Below are 18,648 nucleotides of genomic sequence, written 5' to 3' on the forward strand. Positions count from 1 at the left end.
TATCACCAGGAGTGCCAAAACAATTGTTTTGGCACTCCTTTTCTTTTTTATCTCCAATACGGTATTAAGTTCATCCATTTTTATTCCTATGGATGCCAAATCCCAGTCCAACCATTTAAAAGCTTACGGTATTACTTATTTCGCCCTGGAAAAGGGATTAAATGTGCATTGGCTTCTTAACTATCAGGGAGGTTCCTTTCTTATTTCAGATAATGAAGAACTACGCAGGGAATTGCGCATAAGAGGGGTTTCTTTTGAAGTTTTGAGCGATAGCCGCACCCTGGCGATTTTGGAAGAAATTGAAAGTCCCTCCAGAAATATGGAGGCAGTAATACTGGAAAAGGCACCAAAAATTGCGGTATATTCCCCCAAAGGAAATAAGCCCTGGGATGATGCTGTGACTTTAGCGCTTTCTTATGCTGAAATTCCTTACGAAACCATTTATGATGAAGAGGTTTTAAATGATGCACTGGTTTTGTATGACTGGTTGCATTTGCATCATGAGGATTTCACCGGGCAATACGGAAAATTCTACCGCAATTACAGGACAACTCCATGGTATATTCAGGAAAAAGCTGAAGCTGAAGCACTCGCCACCAAATTGGGATATTCCAAGGTGTCTGAACAAAAACTTGCCGTAGCTTTAAAGATAAGGGATTACGTGACCGGAGGCGGCTTCATGTTTGCAATGTGCAGCGCAACAGATAGTTTTGACATTGCTCTCGCTGCTGAAGGGGTTGATATTGCAGAGCCAATGTTTGATGGCGATCCCAGCGATCCTGGATATCCATCAAAAATTGATTTTACAAAAACCTTTGCTTTTGAAAATTTTATTCTGGAACGGGATCCTATGGTCTATGAATTCTCTTCAATAGATATGACCGAAAAAAGGCGGCATCTGGAAAAAGAAGCCGATTATTTTACGCTGATGGAATTTTCAGCTAAATGGGATCCTGTACCTACTATGCTTAACCAGAATCATACTGTTCTGGTAAAAGGCTTTATGGGACAAACTACCGCTTTTGATCCTTCAACCGTAAAATCTACAGTGTTAGTGCTGGCAGAAAATAAACTTAATGGAGAAGCAAGATATATTCACGGGATCAAAGGCCAGGGATTTTTTACATTTTATGGTGGTCATGACCCTGAAGATTATCAACATAGAGTAGGGGACCCAAAAACCGAACTTGAACTGCATCCCACTTCGCCGGGTTACAGACTTATACTGAATAATGTATTGTTTCCGGCTGCTAAAAAGAAGAAGCAGAAAACTTAAGTTGGAAGTTTGTTAAGTTCTGTTTTTGTTAATTTCATTTTTGATAAACAGGGCATTCGGGATTGAGTAATTCGGAATTAGAATGGCGGCTTTATTGTTTTATTTAAAAAATATTTTCGGTTAAACAACCAATCCCAAACAACAAACTATGTAATGAAGATCTTTCAGAAGGAAATAACACTTGCAGCGAAACCCAGAGGCTTTCATCTCATTACAAAAGAGGTCATTCTCCAATGTCCTTTTATTGCTGAAATTAGCACAGGCATGTTTTCAGTCTTTATTAAACATACCTCTGCCAGTCTAAGCATCAATGAAAATGCAGATCCTACGGTGAGAGGTGACCTGGAGAGGCATTTTAATAAAATGGTGCCGGAAGGGCAGGCATATTATAAACATACCTCTGAAGGGCCAGATGATATGCCTGCACATATTAAAGCAGCTTTACTGGGAAATAATATTCAAATTCCTATTACCTCCGGGGAATTAAACCTTGGGATATGGCAGGGCATTTACCTTTGCGAGCATAGGGATGATGGGGGAGAAAGAGATCTGGTTGTAACAGCGTTCGGGAACTAGCAGGTTTTTAGTAATAAAAAATCCCGCTCAGGGAGCGGGATCAATTATATAAGAACGATAATGGTATTTAATTTATTTTACTTTGTCAACTATAGCTTTGAACGCCTCTGGGTGATTCATTGCAAGATCGGCAAGAACTTTACGGTTCAAATCGATATTTGCGGCTTTTAATCCTCCCATGAATTGAGAATAAGACATTCCGAATTGTCTGGCACCTGCATTAATACGGATGATCCAAAGTGAACGGAAATTTCTTTTCTTGGTCTTACGGTCTCTGTAAGCATACAACATTGCTTTGTCAACTGCGTTTTTAGCTACTGTCCAAACGTTTTTACGTCTTCCAAAGTAACCTTTTGCCTGTTTTAGAACCTTTTTTCTTCTGGCTCTCTTGGCAACTGAATTTACTGATCTTGGCATATTTTAATTGTTTTTGTAGCAGGCGCCCATTTTGGGACTTGATAGGCCTGACTCCAGGGTTTATAAATTGTTTAAACCATCAAGGTTCAATTACTTTAAACGTAACTGAGCTTTGATATTTGCTTCATCCGCTTCATGTACCAAAGTACTGTGCGTTAAAGCAAGCTTACGTTTTTTAGACTTCTTTGTTAAGATGTGACTTTTAAACGCGTGCTTTCTTTTGATTTTACCGGTACCAGTAAGCTTAAAACGCTTCTTGGCACTGGATTTTGTTTTCATCTTAGGCATGCTCTTTTGATTTATTAATTACCGTTCTTATTTCGTTTTCTTTGGAGACATAAACATAGTCATACGTTTACCTTCCAATTTTGGCATTTGTTCTACTTTGCCCACTTCCTCAAGGTCCTGTGCAAGGCGCAGCAATAAAATTTGCCCCTGGTCTTTAAAAACAATAGACCGTCCCTTAAAGAATACAAAGGCCTTTAATTTGGCCCCGTCCTTCAGGAATTTTTCGGCATTCTTCTTTTTAAAATCGTAGTCATGATCATCGGTTTGCGGCCCAAAACGAATTTCCTTCACCACTACTTTTGTGGCTTTCGCTTTTAAAACCTTCTCCCTCTTCTTTTGCTCGTAGAGAAATTTCTTGTAGTCCATAACCTTGGCTACAGGAGGGTTAGCGTTTGGAGAAATTTCCACCAAATCCAGTCCTTGTTCTTCAGCTATTTCCAATGCCCTTTTAATTGGATAAACTCCAATTTCAACATTTTCACCTACAAGGCGAACTTCATCTGTCCGGATTTTCGCATTAATGCGGTGTTGATCTTCTTTAATCTCTCTAAGCGGTCGCTTGGATCTTTTTCTACGTATTGCTATGGCTATATAATTTTAATTAAACTTTAAACGCTTTAAGCGTTCTTTTTATCTCGTTATTTATTAATTGGGTAAAGTCTTCTATTGACATTGTGCCAAGATCACCTTCCCCGTGCTTTCGTACAGAAACTGTACCATCTTTCTCTTCCTGCTCTCCTATTATCAACATATACGGGACCTTGCTCATTTCAGCATCCCGTATCTTCTTGCCAATAGTATCATTGCGGTTATTAGCCAGGGCGCGAATTTCGTGATTTTCCAGCAAACTCAAAACTTTTTGTGAGTATTTTTCATATTTCTCACTGAGTGAGAGAATAATAGCCTGTTCAGGCATTAACCACAAAGGAAAGTTTCCTCCGGTATTCTCAAGTAGCACAGCAACAAAACGTTCCATACTACCAAATGGTGCCCGGTGGATCATTACGGGACGGTGCATTTCATTATCGCTTCCCTTATAAGTAAGGTCAAATCTTTCAGGAAGGTTATAGTCTACCTGAATAGTACCCAGCTGCCAGCTTCTTCCCAGGGCATCCTTTACCATGAAATCCAGTTTTGGGCCGTAAAAGGCCGCTTCACCGGTTTCAACCACATAACTTAAGCCTTTTTCATTTGCGGCAGAAATTATTGCGCTTTCGGCCTTTTCCCACACATCATCGCTTCCTATATATTTGGCTTTGTTCTCCGGATCCCTTAGGGAAACCTGAGCTGTAAAATCATTAAATCCTAAGGATTCAAACACATATAAAGTAAGATCAATTACTTTTTTGAATTCTTCGTCAAGTTGGTCTGGGGTACAAAAGATATGTGCATCATCCTGTGTGAAACCACGAACTCTTGTTAACCCGTGTAATTCCCCGCTTTGCTCATATCTGTAAACCGTTCCAAATTCAGCAAAACGTTTAGGAAGATCTCTGTAGCTCCAGGGGGAGGAATTGTAAATTTCGCAATGATGCGGACAGTTCATGGGTTTTAATAAAAACTCTTCTCCTTCATTGGGAGTTTTAATAGGCTGAAAACTATCTGCTCCATATTTTTCATAATGGCCAGATGTAACATAAAGTTCCTTTTGTCCAATATGGGGTGTTACCACCATCTCATAGCCTGCAGTTCTCTGTGCTTTCTTTAAAAAGTTTTCAAGACGCTCACGCAGTGCTGCGCCCTTGGGAAGCCACAAAGGCAATCCCTGGCCAACTTTTTGAGAAAAAGTAAAAAGCTCAAGTTCTTTTCCAAGTTTGCGGTGGTCCCGTCTTTTTGCTTCTTCTAAAAGCTCAAGGTATTCTTTAAGGTCTTTTTGTTTAGGGAAAGAAATTCCATAAACTCTTGTGAGTTGTGGATTCTTTTCATCCCCTCTCCAGTAAGCTCCGGCAACGCTGGTCAATTTTACTGCTTTAATTATTCCGGTATTGGGAATATGGCCACCGCGGCAAAGATCTGTGAAAGTATCATGGTCACAAAAGCTAATAGTTCCATCTTCCAGGTTTTCTATAAGTTCTACCTTGAAGGGGTTGTCCTGTTTGGAATAAAATTTTAATGCATCTTCTTTACTTGAAGATCTCATCTTGAATTCATGCTTCCCACGGGCAATCTCCAGCATTTTATCCTCGATCTTTTTAAAATCATTTTCAGAGATCTTATGATCTCCAAAATCTATATCATAATAAAAGCCTCGCTCAATTGCAGGACCTATGGTTAATTTTACCCCGGGATAAAGCTGTTCTATGGCCTGCGCCATAACGTGAGAGGTGGAATGCCAAAATGCTTTTTTTCCTTCAGGATCATTAAAGGTAAATAAAGTAAGGCTGCCATCTGTTGTCAATGGGGTGGTGGCTTCAACCGTGGAATCGTTGAATTTGGCTGAAATTACATTTCTGGCAAGGCCTTCGCTAATGCTGAAAGCTACATCCATTGGAGTGCTGCCATTTTCAAACTCCTTTATTGTGCCGTCTGGCAAACTTATCTTTATCATTATCACAATTTAATATAAGGCAAATATAATAGGATAAAAGGGGCTGTACAATATAGAAGTAGATATAATACTATTTAATAGTTGGGATGTTCCCCTTTATTTTGATTAAATACTACTGTGTTTTTGCAGGAGAATGCCAGGCTTAATAAAATGTAGCGGTTTACTTATTATATATGATAGACTGAAAGTGATATTATTTTACCCATGATTATTTAATTAGCAATGGTAGCAAACACAGCTTCAGCATATTATAATCAGGGTGTTTTTTTATTTCAAAAAACATGAAATAAAGTTTGTTTGTAAGAAAAAAAGCGGTGTATATTTGCAGCCGCTTAGGGGATGGCCTTGTGGTTATTGGGAAGCGGGAGTTCATTGATTGTTGCTGGTTTTGTGGGGTGTTTTAGGGGGAGTGTTCCTTATAAAACTCACTCTTAAAAAAATTTTAAAAAAGTTTGTTTGATAAAGGAAAAGCATGGTATATTTGCAGCCGCTTAGTTTTGAACTGGTGGTTGTTCTTTCCCTGAAAATTTCCTTAAAAAACTTTAAAAAAAAGTTTGGTTGGTAAAGAAAAAGGGTTGTATATTTGCAGCCGCTTACAAAACGAGCGAAAGTTCATTAAATGGTACTGAAATAAGATCCCGGGTGGGTATAAAAGCAGAAGAGGTTCGAGTCCTTTTATTTTAACTAGGGTCGCGGTGCGACACAACGTTCTTTGATATATTGAATTGACAGCGCGTTTTACTACGTAGGTAGTAGAGCAAAGAAATTAAATTAAGACTAGAAAAGTCATTTTGAGTGTCTTTTATATGTGTAAATATATAGGAGATAGAAAGAACCCTTGGTAATTGTAAATTTATTTAAAGATTAACGATGAAGAGTTTGATCCTGGCTCAGGATGAACGCTAGCGGCAGGCTTAACACATGCAAGTCGAGGGGCAGCACAAGATTGCTTGCAATCTGGTGGCGACCGGCGCACGGGTGCGTAACGCGTATACAATCTACCTTATAGAGGGGGATAGCCCAGAGAAATTTGGATTAATACCCCATAGTATTATAGAACAGCATTGTTTTATGATTAAACATTTATGGCTATAAGATGAGTATGCGTTCTATTAGCTAGATGGTAAGGTAACGGCTTACCATGGCTACGATAGATAGGGGTCCTGAGAGGGAGATCCCCCACACTGGTACTGAGACACGGACCAGACTCCTACGGGAGGCAGCAGTGAGGAATATTGGACAATGGGCGAGAGCCTGATCCAGCCATGCCGCGTGCAGGAAGACGGCCCTATGGGTTGTAAACTGCTTTTATACAGGAAGAAACACTCCCTCGTGAGGGAGCTTGACGGTACTGTAGGAATAAGGATCGGCTAACTCCGTGCCAGCAGCCGCGGTAATACGGAGGATCCAAGCGTTATCCGGAATCATTGGGTTTAAAGGGTCCGTAGGCGGGATAATAAGTCAGCGGTGAAAGTCTGTGGCTCAACCATAGAATTGCCATTGATACTGTTGTTCTTGAGTGTTTATGAAGTGGTTAGAATATGTAGTGTAGCGGTGAAATGCTTAGATATTACATGGAATACCGATTGCGAAGGCAGATCACTAATAAAATACTGACGCTGATGGACGAAAGCGTAGGTAGCGAACAGGATTAGATACCCTGGTAGTCTACGCCGTAAACGATGGTTACTAGCTGTTCGGTCGTAAGGCTGAGTGGCTAAGCGAAAGTGATAAGTAACCCACCTGGGGAGTACGTTCGCAAGAATGAAACTCAAAGGAATTGACGGGGGCCCGCACAAGCGGTGGAGCATGTGGTTTAATTCGATGATACGCGAGGAACCTTACCAGGGCTTAAATGTAGTCTGACAGGAGTGGAAACACTTTTTTCTTCGGACAGATTACAAGGTGCTGCATGGTTGTCGTCAGCTCGTGCCGTGAGGTGTCAGGTTAAGTCCTATAACGAGCGCAACCCCTGTGGTTAGTTGCCAGCGAGTAATGTCGGGAACTCTAACCAGACTGCCGGTGCAAACCGTGAGGAAGGTGGGGATGACGTCAAATCATCACGGCCCTTACGTCCTGGGCCACACACGTGCTACAATGGTAGGGACAGAGAGCAGCCACTGGGTGACCAGGAGCGAATCTACAAACCCTATCTCAGTTCGGATCGGAGTCTGCAACTCGACTCCGTGAAGCTGGAATCGCTAGTAATCGCATATCAGCCATGATGCGGTGAATACGTTCCCGGGCCTTGTACACACCGCCCGTCAAGCCATGGAAGCTGGGGGTACCTGAAGTCGGTCACCGCAAGGAGCCGCCTAGGGTAAAACTGGTAACTGGGGCTAAGTCGTAACAAGGTAGCCGTACCGGAAGGTGCGGCTGGAACACCTCCTTTCTAGAGCTATTGCCTTATTAAAGGGCAAAGCGCAATTATCAAACAAAGGTTTCTTGAAAGGATTCTTTTGGTCTTAATTTAGCTGTCAATTTCGATATATTATTTTATAAGAGAAAAAAGACCATAGAGTCTAGATTCTAGAATCTATAAGTCTTGTCTCTCAAAAAGACAGTCTCATAGCTCAGCTGGTTAGAGCGCTACACTGATAATGTAGAGGTCGGCAGTTCGAGTCTGCCTGAGACTACGACGCAAGCGAGAGCTTGCGAAGTTAAAAAGGAAAAGAGTTAAAGAGGTAAAAGTCTTTGCTGTACGTTCATTAAAATACTAAAGGAAATTCTAGGAGCAGAGTTATTGCGGGTTATCAACTCATAACTCCCAACTCATAACTCTTAACTAGAGAAATGGGGGATTAGCTCAGCTGGCTAGAGCGCCTGCCTTGCACGCAGGAGGTCATCGGTTCGACTCCGATATTCTCCACAAGACAATGATCAATAAACAATGATCAATAAACAATGAAAATTGTTAATTGGTAACTGTTAATTGCTAATTGTAAAACGTTCATTGACATATTGGGAAATAAAGAATACGAGAGAATACGTTCTTTGCAGGCAACTGCAAAGGATATGAAATAATTAAAATTGATACTAAGAACAAGCTGCACGGCTGTTTTTAGTATCAGAGCAAATTAGGTAAAAGCACATAAGCTAAATAAGGGCGTATGGGGAATGCCTAGGCTCTCAGAGGCGAAGAAGGACGTGATAAGCTGCGAAAAGCTGCGGGGACTGGCACATACAGTTTGATCCGCAGATATCCGAATGGGGCAACCCACTATATTGAAGATATAGTATTCCGTAAGGAAGGCGAACCCGGGGAACTGAAACATCTAAGTACCCGGAGGAGAAGAAAACAACAGTGATTGCGCAAGTAGTGGCGAGCGAACGCGCATTAGCCCAAACCTGTATTGTTACGGCAATGCAGGGGTTATAGGACTGCGATATTGGTTGTGTAATGAATTAGAACACTTTGGAAAGAGTGACCATAGAGGGTGATAGTCCCGTATAAGTAAAGATCATAAACCATAGCAGTATCCTGAGTAGTGCGGGGCACGAGAAACCCTGTATGAATTAAGCGGGACCATCCGCTAAGGCTAAATACTCCTGAGAGACCGATAGTGAACCAGTACCGTGAGGGAAAGGTGAAAAGAACCGTGAATAACGGAGTGAAATAGATCCTGAAACCATACGCTTACAAGCGGTCGGAGCCCTTTAGTGGGGTGACGGCGTGCCTTTTGCATAATGAGCCTACGAGTTACCGTTGCCAGCAAGGTTAAGCATTTAAGATGTGGAGCCGTAGCGAAAGCGAGTCTTAATAGGGCGCTATAGTTGGTAGTGGTAGACGCGAAACCGTGTGATCTACCCTTGGGCAGGTTGAAGCTGTGGTAACACATAGTGGAGGACCGAACCCGTTGACGTTGAAAAGTCTTGGGATGACCTGAGGGTAGGGGTGAAAGGCCAATCAAACTCGGAAATAGCTCGTACTCCCCGAAATGCATTTAGGTGCAGCGATAATTATAGTTTTATAGAGGTAGAGCTACTGATTGGATGCGGGGGCTTCACCGCCTACCAATTCCTGACAAACTCCGAATGCTATAAAATGTTTATTATCAGTGAGGGCATGGGTGCTAAGGTCCATGTCCGAGAGGGAAAGAACCCAGACCATCAGCTAAGGTCCCCAAATGTATATTAAGTTGAAAAAACGCGGTTGAACTGCCCAGACAGCTAGGATGTTGGCTTGGAAGCAGCCATTCATTTAAAGAGTGCGTAACAGCTCACTAGTCGAGCGGTTCGGCATGGATAATAATCGGGCATAAATATACTACCGAAGCTATGGATTTCATATTTAGATATGGAGTGGTAGGGGAGCATTGTAATGGGGTTGAAGGTGAGCTGTAAGGCTTGCTGGACTAATTACAAAAGAAAATGTAGGCATAAGTAACGATAATGCGGGCGAGAAACCCGCACACCGAAAGACTAAGGTTTCCTCAGCTATGCTAATCAGCTGAGGGTTAGTCGGGACCTAAGGCGACCCCGAAAGGGTTAGTCGATGGACAACAGATTAATATTTCTGTACCTGCCCCGCGATAAAAGTGACGGAGGCGAAAAGTTAGTGCGTACTGACGGAATAGTACGTTGAAGGATGTGGTAACACTCTGATAGTACACAAAGGCTTCGGCTGGCGTGATAATCTAGCAAATCGACTTCCAAGAAAAGCGAGTGGTGGCAGCCCGTACCGCAAACCGACACAGGTAGTTGGGATGAGAATTCTAAGGTGCTCGAGAGATTCATGGCTAAGGAACTAGGCAAAATAGACCCGTAACTTCGGGAGAAGGGTCGCCCATCTTCGGATGGGCCGCAGTGAAGAGGTCCAGGCGACTGTTTATCAAAAACACAGGGCTCTGCTAAATCGAAAGATGATGTATAGGGCCTGACACCTGCCCGGTGCTGGAAGGTTAAGAGGAGATGTTAGCTTCGGCGAAGCATTGAATTGAAGCCCCAGTAAACGGCGGCCGTAACTATAACGGTCCTAAGGTAGCGAAATTCCTTGTCGGGTAAGTTCCGACCTGCACGAATGGTGCAACGATCTGGACACTGTCTCAGCCATGAGCTCGGTGAAATTGTAGTATCGGTGAAGATGCCGATTACCCGCTGTGGGACGAAAAGACCCCGTGCACCTTTACTATAGCTTAGTATTGACTTTGGACAAGTGATGTGTAGGATAGGTGGGAGACTTTGAAGCGGCGTCGCCAGGCGTTGTGGAGTCATTGTTGAAATACCACCCTTTACTTGTTTGAAGCCTAACCCCTGAAAATGGGGGACAATGCTTGGTGGGTAGTTTGACTGGGGTGGTCGCCTCCAAAAGAGTAACGGAGGCTTCTAAAGGTTCCCTCAGCACGCTTGGTAACCGTGCGTAGAGTGCAATGGCAAAAGGGAGCTTGACTGAGAGACATACAGGTCGATCAGGTACGAAAGTAGAGCATAGTGATCCGGTGGTTCCGTATGGAAGGGCCATCGCTCAAAGGATAAAAGGTACGCCGGGGATAACAGGCTGATCTCCCCCAAGAGCTCACATCGACGGGGGGGTTTGGCACCTCGATGTCGGCTCGTCACATCCTGGGGCTGGAGAAGGTCCCAAGGGTTGGGCTGTTCGCCCATTAAAGTGGCACGCGAGCTGGGTTCAGAACGTCGTGAGACAGTTCGGTCTCTATCTACAGTGGGCGTTAGAAATTTGAGTGGATCTGACTCTAGTACGAGAGGACCGAGTTGGACTGACCTCTGGTGCACCAGTTGTTCCGCCAGGAGCATTGCTGGGTAGCTACGTCGGGAAGGGATAAGCGCTGAAAGCATATAAGCGCGAAACCCACCACAAGATGAGATTTCTTTAAAGGATCGTGGAAGACTACCACGTTGATAGGCCATAGGTGTAAAGGCAGTAATGTCATAGCCGAGTGGTACTAATAATCCGTAAAGCTTAGTGCGGCCCCCTCCGGCTCCCCCCATTAGGGGGAGAGTTTAGGAGGGGAGCTAAAAACCTATCTAATAGCATTTTAATTATCTTCGTTATTCTTTTCTATTGTTTATTTCCTTATATGTTAATCTTATTATCACGCTAAGGCGTGAAGTGAATAGTAAATAGTAAATAGTGAATAGTTTTAAACTAATCACTACTCACCAATCACTAATCACTAATAATTTAAGGTGGCTATAGCAACGGGGCTCACCTCTTCCCATTCCGAACAGAGAAGTTAAGCCCGTTAGCGCAGATGGTACTGCTGTATTGTGGGAGAGTATGTCGTCGCCTTGTTTTTGAAAGACCTTTACTGAAAAGTAAAGGTCTTTTTTGTTTTATACTTTTTGAAAAGCACGTATCGAAAGATTCGTGCTTTTTTTGTTGGTAGAAATTGTAAAGGCTCACCCCCGCCCGTACCGAAACGGTACGTTCGGGCGGGTCTTCCCATTCCGAACAGAGAAGTTAAGCCCGTTAGCGCAGATGGTACTGCTGTATTGTGGGAGAGTATGTCGTCGCCTTGTTTTTGAAAACCCTTCATCATATCGATGAAGGGTTTTTTTATGGAATAATGTTAAGTACTGTTGTATTGTGGGAGCCCCGCCCGTACCGTTCGGGCAGGCCTGCCTGCCTGCCGGCAGGCTTCTTTTTGAAAACCTTTATTGAAAAGTAAAGGTCTTTTTTTGTTTTATACTTTTTTCAAAAGCACCTCTCGGGAGATTGGTGCTTTTCTTATTTGTGTAACTAATCCATACCAACCTATAGCTATCCCACACCCGTGCCTAAGGTATGTTTGGGCAGATCTTTTTTGTTTATATTATTCCCAAACGCACCTCTCCAAAAGACTGGTGCTTTTTATTTAAAGAAATGGAAGGCACTTATCGTAAATCTGCGCCGGGCAAATACATACCTTAAGTCTCGGGGGTGTGAGTTGTGTTTTGAAATAATCTATGGGGAAGATTGAAATCGCACGGCCAGGATCATCTTTCTTACTAATAGTTACTTGTGATCCTTACTATTATTCCAGGCATAAAAATATGTTCATTCCGTAAGAGAACATTTATTGGGTGATCAAATGAGTAAATCAATCAATCAAATAAAGATCTTACCAATGTGGTAATGCCTTTAAACATAAAAAACACCGCTGCTGCACAGGCCAAAATTCCAAAAATCAACACAGCAAGATACCAGGGATGATTCTGGTTATTAAAGGCGCTGTATAAAACTATAGGACCAATACCTGATAGTGGGATTGCACCCGCAAAATATTTCAAACCTTTCCCTAATAAAGCTTTATTTGTATGTTTCATTTTTTATAATAGATTGTCACTCTACAGTATAATTTAAATAATCTGTTTCTGCTATCCGGAAATACCCGAGTGCATAATTCTGCGGATTGGTGACGTTAATCACATTTCCCCTTACGGTCGTAGGCTGCGTTTGAAAAGGACCTCCTCCAGATCCGGCTTGTGATCTTAAAATGAACATATATTCATAAAATCGTCTGCTCATTCCCTGTACTTCAAAACGCACTTCATCACCGGGGCGTAAATCCTCATCGCTAAAATAAGCAAATGTGCGGTTACCATTCGTGAATTCATCATCATAAATTTGAAGCGACAAATCTTCATGCAATAACCTGAAAAGATAATAATTGCGTTCCTCTACGGGATCTGTATAAAAAACTTTTAATTCAATATTATCTCCTGTAAAACCACCACCGGTAGTTTGTTCCACATTCTCCAGACTCGCAACTGGAATAAGATTTTCGCTGGCCGTATATAATTCTCCTTCATAAAGGATCTCAAGCTCATACGTTCTATCAAAACTTAGATATAAATTATTGTTTCTGTAATAACCCGATTCAATTTCGTCAAAAATATATTCCCTGCCAGATGAATCTCTCACCAATACCGTCGCTTCCTTTGCAGGAATTGACCTGTCTTCAAAAAATGGAGCAGTAGTTGTTAATCTAATGGTTTGCATAGATGAAGGATTTTCCTTGTCACGTAACAAAGAAGCATCAATCACAAGTCTTGGTTCACTTTCCTCAAGATCTACCTGCACCACCTCTTCACAACCTAATATCCCAGTAATTATAAGTATGCATAAAATTTTAATACCGCTTTTCAAAGTCTTTTGAGGTGGGAAAACTATATAGCTTTTGTCCATGGCTTAAAATTTGAAATTATAAGTTACTGAAGGGATTATTCCGAATAGACTTAATCTTACAGCTTCATTTAGTCCGTTGTCCTGATTCTTTCTGAAAGTATATGAAACTGCATTCTGTCTGTTATATACATTGTATATGCCAAAATTCCAGGAGGAAGTATAGGCCTTCTTTTTTCCAAAATTTGGAGAATAGGTTGCAGAAATATCCAGCCTGTGATAAGCAGGCAGTCTGTTACTGTTGCGAAGGGAATATACCGGAATTGTAAGATTTTCAAAAACATACTGTCCCGTGGGAAATGTTGTGGGCAATCCTGTTTGGTAAGCAAAATTTGCATTGAATTGCCATTTTTTGCTCAATTCATAACCGGCGGTAATTGACAGGTCATGGGGTTTATCATAATTTGTATTATACCATCCTCCATTATTTATTCCTGTTTCTACCAGCGTTCTACCGGCTGTTTTCTGTTGGGTTCTTGAAAGCGTATAGGCCAGCCAACCGGTAAATTTCCCTGCATTTTTTCTAATCAGGATCTCAAGCCCGTAAGCTCTTGCCTCTCCCGGTAATACTACCCGTTCTATGGCGTTGTTCGCTACCAGGTTGGCACCATCAATATAGTCTAGCCTGTTTTCAATGATCTTATAAAAGGATTCTACCTCCAGGGAATAAAGTTTATTTCTTAAATTCTGAAAATACCCTATTGCAATCTGGTCCAATATCTGGGGCTCTATATATTTACCGCTTGGTGCCCATACATCAAGGGGAGTAGGGGAACTGGTATTTGTGATAAGATGGAGATATTGGCTCATCCGGTTATAACTCGCCTTTATAGATTGGTACTCATTAAAATTGTATGCCAATGCTATGCGGGGTTCAAGATTTCCAAAACTGCGTTCAATTTTATTTTTTGAAAGACTTCTTGTACCTACCGGGTCTGCTTCCTCATAAATTCCAAAAGCATCATTAAAAACCACAGGTTGATCATTTTCATAAACATTCAGCTCCTGTTGCCCAAGCCGGAAAAAACTACTGTATCTTAATCCGTATTCCGCAGCAAGCCTGGGAGAAATAGTATGTTCCATTGAAAAGTATACTGCATTTTCAAAAGCATATTTCTTGGTAAGTTCAAAATAGTTAATTCCTGATCCCGGATTACTGGGTTCTATTTCTCCCGGATTAAATTCATAATAGGTATTCTGGATCCCGTAATCCAAACTTATATTTTCATTGAGGTAGTGATTGAAATCATACTTCATATTGAGGTTTTTAATCCCGCTGTTCCAGTTAAATTCAACAAAATCCAGGGTTAAGCCGTAATAATAATCACTGTAGATCACAGAGAGGTTTGTGAAAATATTATTGGATAACACGTGGTTCCATCGCAAATTAAACACTGCATTACCATAAGTGTTTTTAAAGCGTTCGCTAAGATTAAAAACATCCCTTCCAAAATAACCTGAAAATAACAGGGTGTTATTGTCATTCAACCTGTAGCTCAATTTGGTGTTAAGGTCATAAAAGTAGGCCACATTTGGATTATCTGTCAACTTCAGGAATAAGTGAGCATAGGAACCCCTTCCACCTACAAGGAAGGAGCCTTTATCTTTTACAATTGGGCCCTCTAAAAGAAGACGGCTGGATATTAAGCCAATACCACCATTGGCTTTAAAATTTTTACTGTTCCCATCTTTTTGATAGATTTCTAATACAGATGATGCCCTTCCTCCATATTTTGCCGGTATTCCACCTTTATATAGTTTCAGGTTCTTAACAGCATCGGGATTGAATACTGAAAACAATCCAAATAAATGAGAAGAATTATAGATGGTAGCTTCATCTAAAAGAATAAGATTTTGGTCTACAGCCCCGCCACGTACATTAAATCCGGAGGAGCCTTCTCCCGCATTTGAAACCCCGGGAAGTAGTAATAAGGATTTAATAATATCTACCTCCCCAAATACAACAGGAATTTTTTGAATGGTGTTTATATCAAGTTGGTTAACGCTCATTTCCGGTGAAATAATATCAAGGCTCTCATTATTCTGGCTTATAACAACTTCATCAAGCGTTTCAGAGGATTCCCGTAGGTCTATATTTCGGGTTGTGTTGGAATTAATGCTTATTTCAAGGTTAACCTCACTAAATCCAATAAAGGAAACCAGCATCCGGTGATCTCCCGCCGGCAGTTTTATGGAATAAAAGCCATATTCATTACTGGTGGTCCCGGTATTAAGATCGGGAAAAAGTATATTAACCCCATAGAGGGTCTCATTACTGGCAGCATCTTTTATAATTCCATTTAGGGTATATCTCTCCTGTGCCTGGGAACTGGTACTCAAAAAAATAAGTAAAACAAAAAGGATATTTTTCAATTGAATTTTTTAGATAAAGATAAAATTTGAATTGTTTTCAACCTCATTAATTATGATTTGTGGAACCATATTTTTAAAATATGGTATTGATAGAATTTATTTGAAAATGGTTTTCAAGCTGGAATAAAATAAGATTATAAAAAAGCCCGGTTTAATACCGGGCATTTTTAATTTTGAATTCTCAGTTAAAGACTAAAATCCCAATATTTCATTCAGAGTTTCACTTGGACGCATCGCTTTGCTAACCAGGTCTTCTGTGGGGTAATAATAACCTTCAATATTTTGCGGTTTTCCCTGTGCATCTACAAGGTCCTGAAGAATTTTTTCTTCATTGGTCTTTAGTTTTTCAGCAATACTTGCAAAATGGTTTTTTAACTCCTTATCCTTATCCTGTTTTGCTAATTCCTGTGCCCAGTAGAGTGCAAGATAGAAATGGCTTCCCCGGTTATCCAGCTCATTAACCTTACGCGAAGGGGATTTATCATTTTTTAGAAATAATTCAGTTGCTTTATCAAGTGTTTCAGAAAGTATCACGGCCTTGGTATTTCCTGTAGTTTCGCCCAGGTGCTCAAGGGAAACCGTCAGCGCCAAAAATTCTCCAAGCGAGTCCCATCTTAAATGGCCTTCCTCAAGGAATTGTTGAATATGCTTGGGAGCAGATCCTCCGGCACCGGTTTCAAATAATCCTCCACCATTCATCAATGGAACAATTGAAAGCATTTTGGCACTGGTTCCCAATTCCAGAATTGGGAAAAGATCTGTGAGATAATCGCGCAGCACATTTCCGGTTACCGAAATTGTGTCCTTACCTTCTTTAACTCGTTGAAGCGTAAATTCAGTCGCTTTCTCAGGAGAAAGAATTTTTATATCCAGCCCCTTTGTGTCCAGGTTTCCTAAATATTTGTTTACTTTTTTAATGATCTCTGCATCATGAGCCCGGTTTTCATCCAGCCAAAAAATGGCGGGCATTCCTGTAGCTTTTGCTCGGTTTACCGCCAGCTTTACCCAATCTTCTACCGGGGCATCCTTGGTTTGACACATTCTCCAAATATCTCCCTCTTCAACTTCATGTGTGAGAAGGGTTTTTCCGTTGGCATCAACCACTTTTACAGTTCCGGCCGATTTTATTTCGAAAGTTTTGTCGTGAGATCCGTATTCTTCAGCTTTTTGGGCCATTAATCCCACATTGGGAACTGTACCCATAGTGGTAGGATCAAAGGCTCCATGTTTTTTGCAAAATTCTATGGTCGCTTGATAAATACCGGCATAACTACTGTCCGGGATCACCGCTTTGGTGTCCTGAGGTTGACCATTTTTATTCCACATTTTCCCAGAGGTCCTAATCATAGCAGGCATAGATGCATCTATGATCACGTCGCTTGGCACATGCAGGTTGGTGATTCCTTTATCTGAATCTACCATCGCGATGGATGGGCCATTTTCAAAAGCAGCTTTTAAATCTTCCTGAATTGCAGCTTTTTGCTCCATTTCCAGTCCTGAAAGAGCTTTTACCAATTCGCCCAGACCGCTGTTTGCATTCACACCCAACTTTTTTAAGGTGTCGCCATGTTTTTTGAAAATATCCCTAAAGAATACTCTAACCGCGTGACCAAATATAATAGGGTCTGAAACTTTCATCATCGTTGCCTTCATATGCAGGGAGAAAAGAACATCTTTTTCCCTGGCATCTGCTACCTGATCCTCAAGAAATGATAGCAAAGCTTTTTTGCTCATCATGGTGGCATCTATAATTTCCCCTTTTTGAAGTTTTAAATTTTCCTTTAAAACCTCCTCTTTTCCCGAGCTATCTTCCAAAATAATTTTAACGCCGGTCTCATTTTCAAGAGTTAAAGACCTTTCATTGGAATAGAAGTCCCCGGTATCCATAGTGGAAACATGAGTTTTAGAATCTGAGGACCATTCTCCCATGGAATGGGGATTTTCTTTTGCATAATTCTTCACCGCACGTGGGGCTCTCCTGTCTGAATTTCCTTCGCGAAGAACAGGATTTACCGCGCTTCCTTTAACCTGGTCGTACTTTTTCTTAATGGATTTTTCCTCTTCATTTTGTGGATTAGATGGATAATCTGGTAACGCATAACCTTTTTCCTGTAATTCCCTAATCGCTGCTTCCAGCTGTGGTTCTGATGCACTGATATTTGGAAGTTTAATAATATTGGCTTCCGGTTGGTTTACCAGGTCTCCCAACATTTTAAGGGCATCGGGGACCCGTTGCTCTTCGCTAAGCACCTCCGGAAATTGTGAGAGTATCCTGGCAGCAAGGGAAATATCTGTGGGTTCAATATCAATTTTGGAAGTGGCAGTAAAGCTTCTTACTATGGGTAAAAAAGAAAAAGTCGCCAGCATGGGCGCTTCATCAGTTTTTGTATAAAAAATGGTCGATCTTTTTGTCATGAGTTATTTTTATTATTCAGTTTATAGGCCGGATTTAGAAATTCAGCTATAATTATGAGGATTTAAATTAATTGAAAAATTTCGGGGAAGTATTCAGAAAAAAGTAACCTCCGCCTCGCGAAGATAACATTTTTAGGCCTCTATTCATAATATGAATACCGGGAAGTGGAGGGATTAAGAAAAATTTACAATAAAAAAGCCATTTCAAAATACAATGTATATTGAAATGGCTTCTAACGAAATAACGCTTTACCGCAGGATATTAAAATCAATTGTAAGTCTATTACCACAACTTACTACGTGCATTATTTCACTCGATACCTGTTGTTCACAAACGCGCCCAAAAAGTATCAAAGGTGCTTTCATCTTTCGAACTGAATTTGCTGTGCAAATTAATTGTTATATAGAAGATAAAAACATATGTAAAGAACTTGGCTTTACCGTATTAAAAACCTGGAAATCCTTGTGTCATTCTATCAGGTTTTTTAATATCTCTCAATATAATATTTTTATTTATGAAATTGAGAAGTTTTAACTTGCTACTTTTCAACAGGTTATAGTGTTAAAAAAGTGTAAACCCAAAGAAGAAGAATTTACCAAAATGACGTGGAATCAGGTATTTTGGAAAAT

At 41.0% G+C, this 18,648-nt stretch carries 10 protein-coding genes, 2 tRNA genes and 4 rRNA genes; 8 read left to right on the plus strand and 8 right to left on the minus strand.

The annotated features are described in order from the left end of the window. Positions 1-88 precede the first annotated feature (88 nt). Positions 89-1,276: an asparagine synthetase B gene (locus FK178_RS00795; RefSeq protein WP_394345095.1), complete on the plus strand. Its 1,188-nt coding sequence runs from the start codon at positions 89-91 to the stop codon at positions 1,274-1,276. Between the two features lie 153 nt (positions 1,277-1,429). Further along, positions 1,430-1,852 carry a secondary thiamine-phosphate synthase enzyme YjbQ gene (locus FK178_RS00800; protein WP_146830071.1) on the plus strand — a complete coding sequence of 141 codons (423 nt, stop codon included), beginning with the start codon at positions 1,430-1,432 and terminating at the stop codon, positions 1,850-1,852. A gap of 72 nt (positions 1,853-1,924) precedes the next feature. Here the strand turns inward: FK178_RS00800 and rplT are convergent, their stop codons facing one another. The 4 genes from rplT to thrS form a co-directional block, all read right to left on the minus strand. Then, positions 1,925-2,269, minus strand: coding sequence for a 50S ribosomal protein L20 (rplT, locus tag FK178_RS00805; RefSeq protein WP_146830073.1), 345 nt, complete (start codon positions 2,267-2,269; stop codon positions 1,925-1,927). Between the two features lie 90 nt (positions 2,270-2,359). Beyond that, positions 2,360-2,557: a 50S ribosomal protein L35 gene (gene rpmI / locus FK178_RS00810; protein ID WP_146830075.1), complete on the minus strand. Its 198-nt coding sequence runs from the start codon at positions 2,555-2,557 to the stop codon at positions 2,360-2,362. A 27-nt stretch (positions 2,558-2,584) separates the two neighbouring features. Then, a complete protein-coding gene (infC, locus tag FK178_RS00815) occupies positions 2,585-3,100 on the minus strand; it encodes a translation initiation factor IF-3 (RefSeq protein ID WP_262711715.1) in 516 nt (171 codons plus the stop codon). Positions 3,101-3,158: 58 nt separating this feature from the next. Then, complete coding sequence (gene thrS, locus FK178_RS00820) at positions 3,159-5,105, minus strand: threonine--tRNA ligase (RefSeq protein WP_146830079.1); 1,947 nt, start codon at positions 5,103-5,105, stop codon at positions 3,159-3,161. An 867-nt stretch (positions 5,106-5,972) separates the two neighbouring features. On the opposite strand from thrS, the gene FK178_RS00825 reads away from it, so the two are divergent. From FK178_RS00825 to rrf (FK178_RS15960), 6 genes are all read left to right on the plus strand, one after another. Further along, a 16S ribosomal RNA gene (locus FK178_RS00825) occupies positions 5,973-7,497 on the plus strand. Positions 7,498-7,667: 170 nt separating this feature from the next. Then, positions 7,668-7,741, plus strand: a tRNA-Ile gene (locus tag FK178_RS00830). A gap of 159 nt (positions 7,742-7,900) precedes the next feature. After that, a tRNA-Ala gene (locus FK178_RS00835) sits at positions 7,901-7,974 on the plus strand. Between the two features lie 219 nt (positions 7,975-8,193). Beyond that, positions 8,194-11,033: ribosomal RNA gene (locus FK178_RS00840) — 23S ribosomal RNA — on the plus strand. A 215-nt stretch (positions 11,034-11,248) separates the two neighbouring features. Next, positions 11,249-11,358, plus strand: a 5S ribosomal RNA gene (gene rrf / locus FK178_RS00845). Positions 11,359-11,481: 123 nt separating this feature from the next. Next, positions 11,482-11,585, plus strand: a 5S ribosomal RNA gene (gene rrf, locus FK178_RS15960). Together the 16S, 23S and 5S rRNA genes with 2 tRNA genes alongside form the textbook arrangement of a ribosomal RNA operon. A gap of 564 nt (positions 11,586-12,149) precedes the next feature. Here rrf (FK178_RS15960) and FK178_RS00850 read toward each other — a convergent pair. The 4 genes from FK178_RS00850 to FK178_RS00865 all read right to left on the minus strand — a co-directional run bounded on the left by FK178_RS00850 (position 12,150) and on the right by FK178_RS00865 (position 18,018). Further along, positions 12,150-12,371, minus strand: coding sequence for a DUF6095 family protein (locus tag FK178_RS00850; protein ID WP_146830081.1), 222 nt, complete (start codon positions 12,369-12,371; stop codon positions 12,150-12,152). A gap of 16 nt (positions 12,372-12,387) precedes the next feature. Then, positions 12,388-13,233 (minus strand): DUF4249 domain-containing protein, encoded by an 846-nt coding sequence (locus tag FK178_RS00855; RefSeq protein WP_146830083.1) that lies wholly within the window; start codon positions 13,231-13,233, stop codon positions 12,388-12,390. Between the two features lie 3 nt (positions 13,234-13,236). Next, entirely contained in the window at positions 13,237-15,609 is a 2,373-nt protein-coding gene (locus tag FK178_RS00860; RefSeq protein ID WP_146830085.1) for a TonB-dependent receptor, read from the minus strand. A 186-nt stretch (positions 15,610-15,795) separates the two neighbouring features. Beyond that, complete coding sequence (locus FK178_RS00865) at positions 15,796-18,018, minus strand: NADP-dependent isocitrate dehydrogenase (RefSeq protein WP_146830087.1); 2,223 nt, start codon at positions 18,016-18,018, stop codon at positions 15,796-15,798. Between the last annotated feature and the right edge of the window lie 630 nt (positions 18,019-18,648).

Source organism: Antarcticibacterium arcticum (assembly GCF_007993795.1).
GTDB lineage: Bacteria > Bacteroidota > Bacteroidia > Flavobacteriales > Flavobacteriaceae > Gillisia > Gillisia arctica.

Excerpts from the sequence above, each read along its gene's own strand:
- FK178_RS00850 (WP_146830081.1), bottom strand. The coding sequence starts at position 12,371 with ATGAAACATACAAATAAAGCTTTATTAGGGAAAGGTTTGAAATATTTT.
- FK178_RS00795 (WP_394345095.1), top strand. The coding sequence starts at position 89 with ATGGATGCCAAATCCCAGTCCAACCATTTAAAAGCTTACGGTATTACT.
- rplT (WP_146830073.1), bottom strand. The coding sequence starts at position 2,269 with ATGCCAAGATCAGTAAATTCAGTTGCCAAGAGAGCCAGAAGAAAAAAG.
- thrS (WP_146830079.1), bottom strand. The coding sequence starts at position 5,105 with ATGATAAAGATAAGTTTGCCAGACGGCACAATAAAGGAGTTTGAAAAT.
- FK178_RS00865 (WP_146830087.1), bottom strand. The coding sequence starts at position 18,018 with ATGACAAAAAGATCGACCATTTTTTATACAAAAACTGATGAAGCGCCC.
- FK178_RS00800 (WP_146830071.1), top strand. The coding sequence starts at position 1,430 with ATGAAGATCTTTCAGAAGGAAATAACACTTGCAGCGAAACCCAGAGGC.
- FK178_RS00855 (WP_146830083.1), bottom strand. The coding sequence starts at position 13,233 with ATGGACAAAAGCTATATAGTTTTCCCACCTCAAAAGACTTTGAAAAGC.
- rpmI (WP_146830075.1), bottom strand. The coding sequence starts at position 2,557 with ATGCCTAAGATGAAAACAAAATCCAGTGCCAAGAAGCGTTTTAAGCTT.